Origin of the sequence: Candidatus Defluviilinea gracilis (assembly GCA_016716235.1) — a bacterium.
Lineage (GTDB): Bacteria > Chloroflexota > Anaerolineae > Anaerolineales > Villigracilaceae > Defluviilinea > Defluviilinea gracilis.
Window position 1 is genome coordinate 449,628 of record JADJWS010000001.1, and the last position, 16,029, is coordinate 465,656.

The 16,029-nt window shown below is 56.7% G+C and carries 14 protein-coding genes; 10 read left to right on the forward strand and 4 right to left on the reverse strand.

The window, feature by feature from the left end; translation table 11 throughout:
• Nucleotides 1-72: 72 nt before the first annotated feature.
• On the reverse strand, nucleotides 73-1,212 hold the full coding sequence (locus tag IPM31_02150) for a CoA transferase (protein MBK9005774.1): 1,140 nt from the start codon (nucleotides 1,210-1,212) through the stop codon (nucleotides 73-75).
• Between the two features lie 146 nt (nucleotides 1,213-1,358).
• Nucleotides 1,359-2,057, reverse strand: a complete 699-nt coding sequence (locus IPM31_02155) for a glycerol-3-phosphate acyltransferase (protein MBK9005775.1) — start codon at nucleotides 2,055-2,057, stop codon at nucleotides 1,359-1,361.
• A 46-nt stretch (nucleotides 2,058-2,103) separates the two neighbouring features.
• On the opposite strand from IPM31_02155, the gene IPM31_02160 reads away from it, so the two are divergent.
• Nucleotides 2,104-2,250 (forward strand): hypothetical protein, encoded by a 147-nt coding sequence (locus IPM31_02160; protein MBK9005776.1) that lies wholly within the window; start codon nucleotides 2,104-2,106, stop codon nucleotides 2,248-2,250.
• Here IPM31_02160 and IPM31_02165 read toward each other — a convergent pair.
• Nucleotides 2,240-3,052: a hypothetical protein gene (locus IPM31_02165; protein MBK9005777.1), complete on the reverse strand. Its 813-nt coding sequence runs from the start codon at nucleotides 3,050-3,052 to the stop codon at nucleotides 2,240-2,242. The two genes, IPM31_02160 and IPM31_02165, sit on opposite strands and share 11 nt — an antisense overlap.
• A gap of 69 nt (nucleotides 3,053-3,121) precedes the next feature.
• Here IPM31_02165 and IPM31_02170 point away from each other — a divergent pair, with 69 nt between their 5' ends.
• The 7 genes from IPM31_02170 (at nucleotide 3,122) to IPM31_02200 (ending at nucleotide 14,046) form a co-directional block, all read left to right on the forward strand.
• A complete protein-coding gene (locus IPM31_02170) occupies nucleotides 3,122-4,129 on the forward strand; it encodes a hypothetical protein (GenBank protein MBK9005778.1) in 1,008 nt (335 codons plus the stop codon).
• Between the two features lie 279 nt (nucleotides 4,130-4,408).
• A complete protein-coding gene (gene gyrB, locus IPM31_02175) occupies nucleotides 4,409-6,337 on the forward strand; it encodes a DNA topoisomerase (ATP-hydrolyzing) subunit B (GenBank protein ID MBK9005779.1) in 1,929 nt (642 codons plus the stop codon).
• Between the two features lie 138 nt (nucleotides 6,338-6,475).
• Nucleotides 6,476-10,480: a GAF domain-containing protein gene (locus tag IPM31_02180; GenBank protein ID MBK9005780.1), complete on the forward strand. Its 4,005-nt coding sequence runs from the start codon at nucleotides 6,476-6,478 to the stop codon at nucleotides 10,478-10,480.
• A complete protein-coding gene (locus tag IPM31_02185; GenBank protein MBK9005781.1) occupies nucleotides 10,477-11,631 on the forward strand; it encodes an FIST C-terminal domain-containing protein in 1,155 nt (384 codons plus the stop codon). Before IPM31_02180 ends, IPM31_02185 begins: the two co-directional genes overlap by 4 nt.
• 69 nt (nucleotides 11,632-11,700) lie before the next feature.
• The gene (locus IPM31_02190; GenBank protein ID MBK9005782.1) at nucleotides 11,701-12,429 is read left to right on the forward strand and encodes a hypothetical protein; all 729 of its coding nucleotides are present in this window, start codon (nucleotides 11,701-11,703) and stop codon (nucleotides 12,427-12,429) included.
• 232 nt (nucleotides 12,430-12,661) lie between these two features.
• Nucleotides 12,662-13,084 carry a transcriptional repressor gene (locus tag IPM31_02195; GenBank protein ID MBK9005783.1) on the forward strand — a complete coding sequence of 141 codons (423 nt, stop codon included), beginning with the start codon at nucleotides 12,662-12,664 and terminating at the stop codon, nucleotides 13,082-13,084.
• Between the two features lie 14 nt (nucleotides 13,085-13,098).
• Complete coding sequence (locus tag IPM31_02200) at nucleotides 13,099-14,046, forward strand: energy-coupling factor ABC transporter permease (protein MBK9005784.1); 948 nt, start codon at nucleotides 13,099-13,101, stop codon at nucleotides 14,044-14,046.
• Nucleotides 14,047-14,106: 60 nt separating this feature from the next.
• On the opposite strand, the gene IPM31_02205 is transcribed toward IPM31_02200, so the two are convergent.
• Nucleotides 14,107-14,262: a hypothetical protein gene (locus tag IPM31_02205; protein MBK9005785.1), complete on the reverse strand. Its 156-nt coding sequence runs from the start codon at nucleotides 14,260-14,262 to the stop codon at nucleotides 14,107-14,109.
• Between IPM31_02205 and cbiQ the strand changes: the two genes are divergently transcribed.
• Both cbiQ and IPM31_02215 read left to right on the forward strand, forming a co-directional pair.
• Nucleotides 14,257-15,051 (forward strand): cobalt ECF transporter T component CbiQ, encoded by a 795-nt coding sequence (gene cbiQ, locus IPM31_02210; GenBank protein MBK9005786.1) that lies wholly within the window; start codon nucleotides 14,257-14,259, stop codon nucleotides 15,049-15,051. The two genes, IPM31_02205 and cbiQ, sit on opposite strands and share 6 nt — an antisense overlap.
• Before the next feature lie 14 nt (nucleotides 15,052-15,065).
• Nucleotides 15,066-15,758, forward strand: coding sequence for an ABC transporter ATP-binding protein (locus IPM31_02215; GenBank protein ID MBK9005787.1), 693 nt, complete (start codon nucleotides 15,066-15,068; stop codon nucleotides 15,756-15,758).
• The last annotated feature ends 271 nt before the right edge of the window (nucleotides 15,759-16,029 follow it).

The following is a 16,029-nucleotide window of genomic DNA, read 5'->3' on the forward strand; positions in this document are numbered from 1 at the left end:
TGAAAGCGAGGGGGCTCTGAGTTAAGGGCAATGTGAATCTTGCCATACATGCGCGCCGAGTCTCCCCTCTCGCTACTTTCCAATCACCCCGCTTGCCGACAACTCGTCAAGTTCTTCCGCTGAGAAAAACTCCCCAAGGACTTCACGCGTCTGCTCACCCAGTTTCGGAACTGGACGTTCCCCGCCTCGCGCGAACACAAACGGAGAATTCAACCCCACCGCCCTGCCATCCACTTCGCGGACAAACCCGCGAGCCCTCACCTGCGGATGAGCCAGCATCTCTTCGAACGACAAGACCGGCTCGACGCACCCATCCGTGTTTGAAAATGCTTCCAACCATTCAGCCAGCGACCTCGCCTTGAAGATCGCCGCCACTTCATCTTTAATTGCCCGGTCGAATTGACGTTTGACCAGTTCATCCCTGCCGGTCACCCGGCAGAAATCGTTCCAGAAGGGGGGTTCGAGCGCGGCGAGGGTTAGGAACTTCCCATCCGCAGTTTCATAAATGTTATAGCAAGCCAGCCCGCCCTGCAGAGGGAGCGTGCCCCCGGCAAATGGAACACCGCTGAAGTGAGCCGCACCCGCCTGGGGAATCGTCAACGCGAGCATCCCATCGAACAACGCCAGATCGAGATATGCGCCATTCCCTGAGGTTTGCTTTCCGATCACCGCGCTTAAAATGGCAAGCCCCGCCAGCATCGCGCCGCTTAAATCAGCAATGGTCACGCCGAAGGGAATCGGCGCCTGCCCCTCTTTCGCGTTCAATGCCAGCGCGCCGCTGATCGCCGCATAGTTCAGGTCGTGTCCCGCGCGTCGGCTTAACGGACCCTCCTGCCCATACCCCGAGAGGGAACAATAGACCAAGTTTGGTTTCACCGCTTTGAGCGATTCGTACCCGATCTTATATCGCTCAACAACCCCGGGACGAAACCCTTCGATCACCACATCGGCAGTTTCTACAAGTTTCATGAACGCGTCGCGCCCACGCGGGTTGCGATAGTTGACCGCGACGCTTTTCTTTCCCTGATTGATCATTTCGAACAAGCCGCCCAATCCCATTTCGGCGGGAGCCAGCCGCGCATAATCGCCCGCGGTTGGCGTTTCCACTTTGATCACCTCCGCGCCGAGGTCGGCGAGTAGTTGCGTCAGGAACGGACCCGGCAACAGGCGCGTGAGATCGAGGATGCGAATTCCCTTGAGGGGCTGAATCATAAATGTCTCCGGTTCATCTTGTACAAGAAGAGCCTTTGTTTGCCGCGGTCATCAGGGACGCGAGAGGTAGTCTATTTGTCCGGGCGCAAAATGAATTTTGCGGTACGAACCGCATGATGAATAGCCCCCGCAAAAACATGCGCGGGCTATTTTGAATCGCGCGATGCCCCGGCGGCTTTTTCTTTGCGCGCGCGCAACCAACCGGCGAGGCTGATGCTGATCACGCGTTCGTTGCCGGCAAATATTTTTTGGATGTTTGGTCTCAACGCCCAGATCAACAAGATCTCGGCGATCAACCCGTAGAGCACATTGGTCCACGGCATCAAGCCCAGCGAGGCGCGCACAGCGAACACCACGATAATGCCCAAGCCCACCGTCAGCGTTGCCACCGATGCCATGCCCAGCGTGAACAGCACAAACGCGCCGATCACAAATACGATGGGGAACGTCCAACTCCACAAGCCGACTGCGCCACCCAACGCCGGCATTGCCCCCGCCCCGCCGCGCAATCGGAAACGCCCGTTGGCATCGCGCTCGGCGAGAAAGATCGAATAGTTATGCCCAAGGATCGCCGCCAGCCCCGCCAGCACATGCGCCAGGCTCGCCTCTGGAGTGATCGAACGCGCAACCCACACGGCAACAGCGGCTTTGACAATGTCGAGGATCGCGGTGGCAAACCCGATCCCGAACCCCGCCGCGCGAAATGCGTTCGTCCCGCCGGTGCGCCCGCTTTCAACCTCTCGCAAATCTTTGCCGGTTTTCAATTTGACGAGAATCAACCCCACAGGTATCGAGCCTAGCAGATATCCGACGAGCACCGCAACAATATCGAGCGCAATTTGCATTTCACTTCCTCCAAGCATAGTCTACAACAAAAAACACGTAATCATCTTGCGAGTTTCTCTATTTCACAAGCTCAGCGCGGACCCGATCACCTACCCCCGCGACCCTGAAGCCGCGCCTACGCTGGGCGAGGCAGTTGCAGGTCCGGTCAGAGGCGAGTGGGAGAGTCTGCGCGCGAATGATCTCACCGAATGAAGACCGCCAAGCCCCAACAGATCATGATGGCAAGGGCAGGTTCGAGCGCGGCGCGGCGCGAGGGAAGTTCTTCGCGCAAGCTGATCGCTAAATTCGTCAGCCCATACATGGGACCGATCATCATCAACCCAAATTGGATCGGCGAGATGGGCCAATAATGAAACCCCGCGGCGAGTTGCACGCATACAAATGCAATACCCAGCGACCAGGCAAATTCCCATCGCCCCTCCAAGCGGAGGTAAAGAATTCTCAGGCTGGCAAACCCGGCAAAGAGAAACAACGCCGGCAGGGTAAAGAAGAGCCGCAAGTCGCCATAACGCAACGCGACGGCGAGGATAAAAAATAACGCGTAGGAGATAGCGGTTAAACCTGCCAGGGCAGTGGTGTAGTATGGCGCGCCCAGATCGACAACAATGTATTCGGCGATAAAAGCGAAGATGAGGAAAATTCCGCTCACACTAAAGCCGATCCACCAGGGGGTTCCATCGGGGAGCAGGGACAGGGGAATGCTGATGGCGAGCGTTGTCAGCGTGGGCAAAATCCACCACTGATACGTGGGTCTGCCATTGAGGGCAGGATGCCCGCGCAGGAGCCAGTCCATGCCTGTGGCGGTGAGCCCGGCGGTGAGCAGGCTCATGATAATGGGAATATTCAGCGGGATGGAAAGGAAGAAGCCCGGTAGTTGCAAGTTGAGGTCGAACTCAGGGGATTGAATGATACGCGCCAACGCCAACGCGAGCAACACGGTGGAGGTTAGCACGCCGATACGGTTCGAATCGGGAAAGTACGAGCGCTCGTTCATGTTCTTCATTTTAACCCGTGCCGCGGAAGCGTGCCAGCGCGCGAATCGGTATGGTAGAATCAATTGCTTATGAACGTGGAAAATGCGGAAAAACTTCCCCCGGTGCCCGGCGTGTTTCAATCTTTAAGGCTCGGCTTTGATGTGGTCTCATCGCACGTATGGTTGATCTTCCTGCCGATCGCCTTGGACGTATTTCTCTGGCTGGGTCCGCGCTTGAGCGCCGGGCAGGTGTATTCGTCGATGTTGGCGAACATGCTGGCGGTGTTCAAAGACCGTCCCCTGCCCGAAACAGAGACCAGGGCGCTGAACGATTTTGTGGAAGCGATCAATCGCATCAACTGGTTTAGCTGGTTGCGAACGTTACCGGTCGGGATTTCCAGTTTGGATTCATTCATCATCCCGGAGACTCTAACCGCGACGACCCCATTGGGGACACAATCGGTCATCCAATTAGGATCGATCTTCAGCCTGTTCGGCTGGACTTGCCTCATCATCCTCGCCGGCTGGGTGGGTGGAGGTTTATACTTCCGCCTTGTATCCATCACCACACTTGGCAAGGAAGAAGCGGGCATAAGCGTGGGGCGGGCGCTGATCCAAACAGTATTGCTGTCGATCGTGTTGAACATCGGTTTTTTCATCGTCTTCCTGCCCGTTTCGATGATCGTTGGAGCGGTTGGGTTGCTCAGCCCGGTATTGAGCACAGCCATCATGTTTATCCTTGCGCTGCTTTCCTACTGGGTGATCGTGCCGTTGTTCTTCACCCCGCATGGGATCTTTACCCGCCGGCAAAATGCGTTCCATTCGATGTACTCCAGCCTGCGGGTTTCGCGCTTCACGTTTCCTACCAGCGCCTTGTTTGTGTTGACCGTGTTCGTAGTGGCAAGCGGGTTGAACTTCTTGTGGAGAGTGCCCCCCAGCGACACGTGGATGAAACTGGTCGGCATCTTTGGTCATGCGTTCATTAGCACCATGCTTCTCTCAGCCAGTTTTGCGTATTATCGCAATATCAACGAGTGGTTGCGGGTGGTTCTCGAACAACTTCAGCAAAAACAAAACATGCCTACGCAACAGGCATGACTTCTTTATAGTAGGACTACGCAATTGAACCTGTTGCGCCGTAGTTGCGCTGCGGCGGCGGCAGTACAACCGCCCGCCAACTGCGCAAGTCCTGTATAGTAGACGTTATCGGAAATAATTTTTCGGACGCGGATTGACGCGGAAAACGCGGATTTTTTCTTCTTTATCAGCGTTCATCGGCGTTTATCCGCGTCCTACAAAAGAACTTGGGCTTATTACCGATAAAGTCTAGTATCCTGACACCGCTCCCCAGGGAACGGTAATTTTTCGGAGGTATTTGTGGCAAAGAAACAAGACACCGGCTACGATGTAGGGTCGATCCAGGCGCTCGAGGGAATCGAGCATGTGCGCAAGCGCCCCGGCATGTACGTGGGCGGCACCGACATCAAAGCCTTGCACCACCTCGTGTATGAAGTGGTGGATAACGCCATCGACGAAGCGTTGGCAGGGTTCTGCACAGCGATCAACATCACCATCCATGCCGATAGCAGTGTGACCGTGGAAGACAACGGGCGCGGTATCCCCGTCGGTCCGCACCCGACGAAAAAAGACGCCAAAGGCAAGGCGATGGAAACGGTCGATGTGGTGATGACCGTGATCGGCGCGGGCGGCAAATTCGGCGGCGGCGGATACAAAGTCTCCGGCGGTTTGCACGGCGTGGGTGTGAGCGCCGTCAACGCGCTTTCAGAGTGGATGACCACCGAGATCAAGCGCGATGGCAAACTCTGGCAACAACAATACAAACGCGGCGTGCCGCAAGGCGCCATCAAACAGATCGGCAAGGTATCGAAGGAAGAAAGCGGCACCAAGCAAACCTATAAATTCGATAAACAGATCTTCACCGAGGATATCGATTACCGTTTCGACACGCTCGTACAGCGCTTCCGCGAAATGGCGTTCGTGACGCGCGGCGTAACCATCCGATTCGTGGACGAACGCAACGACCGCGAGATGACCTTCTACTTCGAGGGCGGCATCACCTCGTTCGTACGCTACCTCAACCGCAACCGCGAGAACCTGCACTCCGTTGTGTACGTGGAAAAAGAGATCGAGAACATCGGCGTTGAAGCCGCCATCCAATACACAGACGCATACACCGAATCGGTCTATTCGTTTGCGAACACGATTAACACCATCGACGGCGGCACGCACCTGACCGGCTTGCGCTCCTCGTTGACGCGCGTCATCAACGATTATGCCCGCAAGAACGGCTTGCTCAAAGACGCCGACCCGAACTTCTCCGGCGACGACACACGCGAAGGACTCACCGCCATCGTTTCGGTCAAGCACCCGGGGCCGCAGTTCGAGTCGCAGACCAAAGTGAAATTGATGAACCCCGAAGTGCAGACGTACGTCACACAGGTGGTGGGCGACGCGTTCGGCACATTCCTCGAGGAAAACCCGCAAGCCGCAAAAGCGATCGTGGCGAAATGTCTCACCTCGGCGCGGGCGCGCGATGCGGCGCGTAAAGCGCGCGATCTCGTCATCCGCAAGTCTGCGCTTGAGTCGCTGACCCTGCCCGGTAAACTGGCAGACTGCTCGGAGCGCGATTCATCGAAGACCGAACTCTACATCGTGGAAGGCGATTCCGCAGGCGGATCAGCCAAACAGGGGCGCGATCGCCACTTCCAAGCCATCCTGCCACTGCGCGGAAAGATCATGAACACCGAGCGCGCCCGCCTCGACAAAATCCTATCAAGCAATGAGATCAAGGCGCTCATCTCCGCGTTGGGCACCGGCATCGGCGATAACTTCGATCTCGAGGGTCTGCGCTATGGGCGCGTGATCATCATGACCGACGCCGACGTGGACGGTTCGCACATCCGCACGCTCTTGCTCACGTTCTTCTTCCGGTACATGCCGCAACTGATCGATGACGGGCATCTCTACATTGCCCAGCCCCCACTGTATCGCATCGCCTACAAGAACAATGTCAAATACGTATACAGCGACAAGGAAAAAGACAAAGCCTTGAAAGAGATCGGCGACAAGGCAAACCTGCAACGCTACAAAGGTCTCGGCGAAATGAACCCGTCTCAACTTTGGGAAACCACCATGAACCCCGAGAACCGCACGTTGCTTCTAGTGACCGTGGACGATGCCGCCGAAGCCGACCGCACCTTCGACATGCTGATGGGCGACGCGGTAGACCCCCGCCGCAAATTCATCCAGACGCACGCCAAGGCAGTGCGAAACCTGGATATTTAGCCAGCGTCTAACGTCCCGCAGGGTCAAACCTGCGGGACGTTTTCTTTTCCGGTCAAGGCTCCACCTTTCCTCTTTGTTATGAAAGTACCATAGTGATAGCCGGGGGAGGTGGAGTAAAATTTTAGAAACGGTCCGTTCATGAACCAAACTCAAAGCCCTAACCAAGTATTCAATCGTATCCTGCAAGCCACCGTCCTGTTCTACCAGGGCGTGGCAGTTGTGGCGTTCATTCTAACCATCGTTTTCGCTGTACGCTGGATGAACCAACCCTTCATCGGCGGATTCTTCGAAAGCACGCTCATCCTCAACGGAACCGGAAAAAACAATCCCGAACAACAGCCCTGGGCGCTCTACAAACAAGGATTCAGCTTCGGCGACCAACTGATGGCGGTGGATGGCAAACCGGTCAGATCCTCCGCGGACATCCGCGACGCGCTCGCTTCATTTCAGACGGGGGATTCGGTCGCCCTCCTGATAAAAACATCCACCGGGGAAACAAAGACCGCCGATATCGTCCTTCAGGTATTTTCCTCCGCTGACCGTTTTGCCTACTTCATTATACCGGCGTTGATCAGCGGCGTATTTCTCTTCGTCGGCTTGTGGATCTTCGGCTTCCGCCGCAATGAACCGGCCGGGCGCGCCTTCTCCATTTTTTCCTCCTCCCTCGGAATTGCCATCGGCACCCTGTTCAACCTCTACACCACGCACGAATTTTCGCCCTTGTGGACTCTCTCCGTTGCCCTCGCCGGCGCATCGTTGATCGACCTCAGCCTGGTCTTCCCACAAGAGGCGCGTTTGGTGATCGGGCGCGCCTACTTGCGAAGCATTGGGTATATCGTCGCCATTGTCCTTTCCCTGCTGGCATTCACGACGCTGTTCGATAGGGTAAACGCCCTGGCGTATGTGGGCGCATGGCAAAAGATCTACTCTTTCACCGGTTTCTCCGGATTGTTTTACTTCGGCAACCTCACCTATCGCGGCTTCTGGACGATCTCACCGGTGGTCAAGAGTCAAGCGCGTACCATCCTGATCGGTTCCTTGTTCGCATTCGTCCCCATTGTTTCCTGGCTGCTACTTTCTTCGTTTAACGATACACCCTTCAACCCCTATTTGTTCCTGTTCATGGTCGCGTTCCCGCTCGTGAACGGATTCGTGATCCTGCGTTACCGGCTCGTACGCACCGATTATTGGATTCGCCAAGGGATCGTATACAGCATCCTGACCGGACTCGTCATCGCCATATACGGCTTGCTGGTCAGCGGCATTGGGTTGATCTTCACCGACCAAATGCCATCGGACAATCCGTTTCTGATCGGCGGGCTGGTCTTTGTGGTAGCCGTCTTCCTCGACCCGGCGCGTACCCGCCTGCAAACCCTGGTAGACAGCGCCTTCTTCCGCGGGCAACGCGCCTACGAAGAACGATTGCGGACCTTCAGCCACGAACTCACCAGCGCGGTGGACTTGTATTCCATCGGTCGCGTCCTGCGCGAACAGATCGCCAGCAGTCTCGTCCCCGATCGCCTGCACATCTACATCTACGATTCATTGAACGATCAATATGCCGCCCTGCCCGGTGTCGACAGCCGCCCCACCAGCGACATCCGCTTCACCTCCGTCAGTCCGCTCGCGCGTCATCTTCAAGCGGAAAAAATTCCGCTCTATTTGGATTCCATCCACGAACCGGTCAATTTAAAAAGCGAAGATTCGCGCCTCGCCATCTTAGGCGCGCGGCTTTTTGTGGCGCTACCCGGCGAGGAGAAACCTGTCGGCTGGTTGGCGCTTGGCAATACGCTCTCCGGCAACGCATACACGCCGCGCGACCTCGACTTTCTCGAAAACCTTGCAGACCAGGCTTCGTTAGCCATTTCGCGCGTGCAAACCGTTCTCGACCTGGAACGGCGCGTGCAAGAGATGAACGCCCTCACTCGCGTTTCGCAAGGCGTGAACATCACCCTCACCTTCGACGACGTGCTCGAGTTGATCTTTGCGCAAGCGACACAGATCATCCCCTCCACACACTTTCACATCACCCTGCACAACAAAGCCGCCAATTATTTTTATTACGGCTTCTGCGTGGATGACCGCGAGCGCGCGCCACACCGTGAAAACAGACCCCTGCCGCCCAGTTTTGGTCTGGGACAAGAGATCATCCGCCGCGGCGCAACCATCCTCACGCAAGATTACTCGCGCGAATGCCAGGCGCGCAACATCACCGCCGCCTCGCCCGGCGTCTACGCATGGATGGGCGTGCCGCTGAACGCCGGCGCGGAGACCATCGGCGCATTGAGCGTCGCCAGCCGCGACGCCACCGTCACCTACACACACGCCCAGCTCGAACTCCTGCAAGCCATCGCCGACCAGACCGTAGGCGCCATCGTCAAAGCGCGCCTGCTCGAAGAGACACAGGAACGCGCCCGCCAACTTTCCACCTTAAACGAAATCACGCGGCAACTCACCTCCACGCTCGAACAGGAACCGTTGCTTCAATATATCCTCGATAACGCCGTCAGCATTTTAAACTGCGAATCGGGCTCGCTTTTCCTCATGGATGACCAGACCGGCGACCTCGTCTTCCGCGTCACGGTGGGACCTGCGGCTGGGAACCTGCTCGGTCAACGCATTCCCGCCGGGGCGGGGATCGTCGGGCGCGCCGTGCAAACCCGCGTGCCGGTCATCGAGAACGATGGGCAACGCTCCGCCATGCGTTTCGATGCCGCCGATAAACAGACCGGGTACCTCTCGCGTTCCCTGCTTGCCGTGCCCATGCTCATCAAAGACCGCGTGCTTGGCGTGATCGAAGTGATCAACCGCAACGACGGGCTTCCGTTCGTGGCAGACGACCAGAACCTGCTCACGGCGTTTGCGGGCCAGGCGGCGGTTGCCATTGAAAACGCCCGCCTGCTCGCCCTCACAGACCAGGAGCTTTCAGCCCGCGTGGAAGAACTCTCGATCATGGGTCGCATCGTGCGCGAGTTAAACGCCAGCCTCGATGTGGACCGCGCCATGAACATTACCCTCGACTGGGGCATGCGACGCTCGAACGCCGAGGCGGGATTGATCGGTATGTTGGAAGGGCAGGAACTGCGTATCATCGCGCAGGAAGGGTACGATGACTTGCTAAACGACGCCAGTGTTGCCTACACCACACTTGAACTGCCCGCCGTCAAGGAGGCGATCGAAAAAGGTCAGCCGAATCAGGTGTCCCTGGTGGGAACCGGGCATCGCGGCGTCTTCCCCGGCGCGCATACCCAGATCATCGTCCCCATTCGCCGCGAAGCCGGTGTCATCGGCTTGATCCTGCTCGAAAGCGTCAGCGACTCGCAGGGCAACCTTGATTTTCTCAACCGCCTGAGCGACAACGCCGCCATCGCCATCTACAACGCGCAACTATACGGCGAGGTGCAACAGGCGAACACAGCCAAAAGCGAATTTGTTTCGCTCGTGGCGCACGAACTCAAAAACCCGATGACCTCGATCAAAGGCTATTCCGAACTTCTCGCCTCGGGCACGGTGGGGCAGATCAACGAAATGCAAACCAACTTCCTCGGCACGATCCGCTCAAATGTTGAGCGGATGTCGGTGCTGGTGTCGGACCTGAACGATAATGCCAAGATCGAAGCCGGGCGATTGAAACTCGATTTCACACCGGTCAACCTTGCCGCCGTGGTGGAAGATGTGTTGCGTTCGACCCGCCGCCAGGTGGAGGAAAAACACCAGGAAGTGGAAGTCAGCATCCCGCCTCAATTGCCGCAAGTTTGGGCAGACCGTATCCGCGTGGGACAGGTGATGACCAACCTGGTCAGCAATGCAAACAAATACACCACCGACGGCGGAACAATCATGATCGGCGCGGAAGAAACCGCCAATCGATGGGACGAGGCTGGCGCGAGGCGTGTGGCGCACCTGTGGGTGCGCGATAACGGCATCGGCATCAGCGCCGAAGACCAGGTCAAGATCTTCCAGCGATTCTTCCGTTCGGATGATATGAAAGCGCGCGAAGCGCCGGGCACCGGACTGGGATTGAACATTACGAAAAGTTTGGTTGAAATGCAGGGCGGGCGCATCTGGTTCGAAAGCGAATACAGGAAGGGAACCACGTTCCACTTTACGGTTCCGATCGCGGAAGGAATCTCGCAGACATGACGTTACATTTTGCGGTCGGGCAGGCGCACGCGTTGAATGGTCGCGAAGCCAGTTTGCAGGCAACCCATCAGGCGTTGAACCGACTCGGTCCCGTCACGCCCACGTTTGGCATGGTTTTTGCATCGCACCAATATCAGGCGCGCGATGTGGTGAGCGGCATCTCGGGTTTGCTGGGCGATACGCCCATCATCGGCATGAGCAGTCCCGTTGGCATCACCAATGAGGGTGCGCATCCGAACTCGGTGGTGATCGCGCTCATGGCGGGCGATGTGCAAGCCGAAACGCACTGGATCCCCGGCTTTGCCCAGTCGGCGCGCGAGGCGGGCGCGAAACTGATGAAAACCGTCATCGATCACAAAGATAACCGCGCCCTGTTCTTTTTTGCCGATGGCTTCAACGGCGATGCCGACCAGTTGTGCAACGCGATCCCCAATGTGACCTTTCCGCTGACGGGGGCGCTCTCCTCCGGGGATATGCATACGGGTCATTCCTACCAGCTGGCTGGTCCGCAAACCGGAGGCGGCGCGCTCACGGCGGCGTTCCTGCGCGGCAACTTCCGCGTAGGTATCGGCGTGGCGCACGGGTGGAATCCGGTCGGCGCGCAATTCCGCGTGACACGTTCGCGCGGCTTTTGGTTGCGCACCTTGGATGGCAAGCCCGCCTCCGAAACCTATGCGCGTTTGTTCGGCTACCCGGCGCGTGATTGGGCATTCCCTCCGCTGAGCCACCTGGCGAGGCTGTATCCGCTGGGCGTGGAACAAGGCGACCAAATGACGATCCGCTCCCCCATCCGTGTGGAAGCGGATGGCAGTTTCCGCATGAACGCGCCCGTCCGCGATGGCACAGACGCGTATTTGCTGGTCGGTAGTCGCGTCTCGTGTGAGAACGCCGCCCACTCCGCCGCGCAACAAGCCTTGAAAGCGCTGGATGGGGCAAAGCCGGTCTTCGCTTTTGTGATGGTTGACCTTGCCTGGGAGATGTTGTTGAAATCTCATCCGGGCGCCGAGGTTGCCGCCTTGCGTGAAATTTTCGGGTCAGCCCTGCCGATGGCCGGCGGGTATTCGCTTGGGCAGATCGTGCCGGGGAAGATGCCTGTGCCGCAGTTATTGAACCAACATATCGTTGTCGTTGCCTTTGGGGAAGATAGTTAAATACGCAAAGTGAACTTTGCGGCACAGACTCCCAACGGGGTATGATTAGGGGTGGAATGAGGAGTAAAAATGAAATTCAAACCGGTTTTCTTTTTATGTTTCATATTGTTGAGCGCTTGCCTGCCGACGCCTGCCGCTCCCCCTAGCGCCTCGGTTGAGCCATCTTTTACGCCGCTTCCGCCGCCAACGTTGACTTCCCTGCCTCTGATTACCGCAACGCCAACCTTCATTTCCACCGAATCGCCGACCCCGTTACCCGTAGGCAACACACCCATCTCGACATCGACACCGGCTCCCGCCAACGCTGGATTTTGCACAGACCCGCAGGTGATGGCGGTGATCGATTCGTTCAAATCCTCCATGCTCAACGAAGATGGTCCGTTATTGAGCCTGCTCGTAAGCCCGGTCAGCGGCATGGATGTCCGTTTCTTCCGCGCTGGGAACGTATTGACCTATTCTCAAGAGCGGGCAAAATTCCTTTTCATATCAACGTATCAAGCGGATTGGGGAGCGCGCCCCGCCGGCGGCGAGAAGGTGATCGGCGCATTCCACGAGGTGGTTGTGCCCGAGTTGCAGAAATTCCTCCAACAAGCCTACACGTTGCACTGCAACGAACTCCGTTATGGCGGCGCAACTTATCAACCCACTTGGGCGTATAACGGAAATTTTTACGCGCTCCACTTCCCCGGTACCGAGGAATTCGGTTTCCTCGATTGGCAAACATGGGTGATCGGCATCGATGACGTGAACGGCGCGCCATACATCTATGCGCTGACACAGTTTTTTTGGGAGCCGTAGATAATATTCGCCTTGTATCCATCGCCTCTATTTCCCTGGCGGACGTTCCCAAACGTCCGCTATTTTTTTCTTATCAGGCATTCCGCAGTTGGCGGGCAGTTGCACTGCCGCCGCCGCAGTGCAACTACGGCGCAACAGGTTCAACTGCGTAAGTCCTGCTCATGTAAGAATTAGTCCAGCCATGTAGACTAAGCATTAAATTTATTGTAAAAACTTGCAATAAGGATTCGATATGTCTTGTGGCTTAGCATACGCTCCCCAACTTCGCTCGCTGGGTTACCGCATCACCCCGCAACGGATGGCGATCCTGCATGTGTTGTGTCACTCGGGGAAGCATCTTTCGCCGCGCGATGTGTATCAAAAGGCGAAAAAAAATCTTCCGACTCTCACCGAGCCTACGGTCTATCGCACCTTGGATTTTCTTGCAAAGAACGGGCTGGCGCGTCCGACCCAAGCGGGTAAAGGACGTTTACGGTATGAAATGGCAAAGGACGAGCACCATCACCTCGTTTGCCGCGTATGTGGCGACGAGATCGAAGTGGAGCATGAACTGCTCGAAAGTATGTATCGCAAAATGGAATCAACCAGCGGGTATCAACGTATTGATCGTCATGTGACTTTCTTCGGGGTGTGCCCGGAGTGTCTGAAAACCTAAACGAGGAGAATACCATGCACTACTCACCTGTAGCCCTTCATATTCCCGACGGATTCTTGTCGCTGGTAGTTTCGCTGATCTGTTGGGCGATCACGGCAGTCGTACTGGCAATGGCTGTCTCGCGCACGAACAGAGCGCTCGGCGAAAAACAAGTTCCGTTGATGGGTATCATGGCGGCGTTCATCTTCGCCGCGCAGATGCTGAATTTCCCGGTTGCGGGCGGCACCTCGGGGCATTTGCTGGGCGGCGCGCTTGCGGCGATCGTGCTCGGTCCGTGGGCGGGGATGTTGGTGATGACGGCGGTCATTGCCGTGCAGGCGTTGTTGTTCCAAGATGGCGGCTTGATCGTCATGGGCGCGAACATTTTGAATATGGGCTTGATCACCGCGATGATCGGGTATGGTTTGTATCGCAGTGTTTCGAATGCAAGCCGCACGACGAAGCTTGTTGTGGCTGGCGTTGCCGCATGGCTTTCGGTGATGGCGGGCGCGCTCGCCACCGCGCTTCAGCTGTGGTTGAGCGGAACGAGCGATCTGCAAACCGTGACCATCGCCATGTTGGGAGTGCACGCGTTGATCGGGGTCGGCGAGGCGTTAATCACCGTTGCCGCGTTGACATTCATCATGCAAACCCGCCCCGACTTGTTGGATGAAACATCCGCTTCGGCGCAGGGTGGGCGTGGATGGGTGATCCCGGGCATTGCTCTTTCAGTGGCGGTTGTTTTGCTTTCACCGCTTGCTTCCGCTCATCCCGATGGGCTCGAACGCGTGGCGAAGAATATGGGCTTCCTTGAACTCGGGCAGTCTGCGCCGTATTCGATCATCCCCGATTACACGGTTCCGTTCCTCGGCACGACAGCGCTTTCCACGATTGTTGCCGGCATCATTGGCGCGTTGGTTGTGCTTGGGCTTTCGATCCTTGCGGGCAGGTCGTTGCAGAAGAAATCGCAAATGAGCAAGTGAGCAAGTAGGCAAATGAGCAAGTAGGCAAATGTGGTCTTGGTTTCGACACAGCTTCGCTAGTCAACCCAGCGGACACGTCCCGCGATGCTTTGTCTTCATGGCGCGAACATCACGCACCACGCCGCTCAGCACGCGCTGGGCTACTCGACCATCAATCGTCAATCCAAAATCGTAAATCGTCAGTCGTAAATCCAAAAATCGTAATTCGCCATGCATTCCGACGCCTTTGACCGTTATCACCACGGACACAGTTTCATCCACGACCTTGACCCTCGCGTCAAGGTCGTGGTGACGGTTGGATTCATCCTCTCGAACGCGCTACTCCCCGACGGCGCGTGGACGGCGTTTGCGCTGGCGTGGATGTTTGTGTTGGTCGCAAGTTATTTCTCAGAGCTGGGGTTTGGGTTCACCTTCCGCCGTTCGTTCATTGCATTGCCGTTCGCGCTCGCCGCGATCACTGTTTTATTTTCCATTCCGGGCAAGCCAGTCACATCGTTTCAATTTTTGATGTGGCATTTCACCATCACCGACGCGGGGCTCTTGCGATTCGCGAGCATCGTCATCCGTTCGTGGTTGTCGGTGCAGATGGCGATCCTGCTTGTGGCGGTGACGGAGTTCCCAAAGATCGTCCATGCGCTTCGGCATTTGCGCGTGCCGGCGGTGTTGACTGTGATCATTTCGTTCCTCTATCGTTATCTCTTCGTGCTGGCAGACGAAGTCTTGCGACTGCTGAGGGCGCGCGAAGCCCGTTCGGCGCGCGCGGCAGGCAGAGGGGCGGGAGGAAGCGTGCTGTGGCGGGCGCGCGTCACCGGGAATATGGCGGGGCAATTATTTTTACGGAGTTACGAGCGCAGTGACCGAGTCTACAATGCGATGCGTTCGCGCGGTTACACAGGCGAGTTGATGACGATCCATTCGCATCATGTTCACGCAAGCGATTGGTTGATTGCTTTGCTGTCGTTCGTTTGTCTTATGATCATGCAGGTCGTCGGGAGGGCGTTGTGACCGATATTGTTTCCGTGCGCGATCTGCAATTTTCGTATCCCGATGGTCACACGGCGTTGCGCGGCGTTACGTTCACGCTGTGTGAAGGAGACAAGGTGGCGCTGGTGGGACCGAATGGCGCGGGAAAATCCACGCTGATGTTGCAACTCAACGGAATTCTCACCGGGCGCGGCGATATCGAGATCGGGAACATGCGCCTCACGCGCGACAATCTGCCGGTCATCCGCTCGAAGGTGGGACTCGTCTTTCAGAATCCCGACGACCAACTTTTTTCGCCGACGGTGTTCGAGGATGTGGCGTTCGGTCCGCTTCACATGAGACTGCCCGAAGACGAAGTATTTCGCCGCGTGGACAGCGCGCTCGAATCGGTGCGCATGTCTTCGTATCGCGACCGCTTGTCGCATCACTTGAGCGTAGGCGAGAAAAAACGGATCGCGATTGCCACCGTGCTTTCGATGAACCCAAGCATTTTGATTCTTGATGAACCCTCGGCAGGACTCGACCCGCGCGCGCGGCGGACGCTGATCAATTTACTGCGCGACCTGCCGATCACGATGCTGGTCTCCACGCACGATATGCGATTGGTGGATGAATTATTCCCGCGCACGATCGTGATGGATGAAGGCTTGATCGTGGCGGATGGCGCGACGAAAGAAATTTTGCAAAATGAATCATTCTTGAACGCGCATGGGTTGGAGAAGCCTTGAGGAGAGGTAAACGAGTAGGCAAGTAAACACACAGACAGGGAGTTGAGTGATGTTTTTCAGACTCTTTTGTTTTCGTAATACTTGAATAATAAATTCTCTACCGTACATGAGAAGATTTTTACCGCAAAGCACGCTAAGGTCGCCAAGTTAAAAAGGTTCTCTTTGCGTTCTTTGCGGGTGTCGCATGGCGCCATGGCGACACGTAGCGGCGCACATGTACGGTAGAGAGATAATAAAAAGATGTCTGACATATTTGTGTATGAAAAATTAA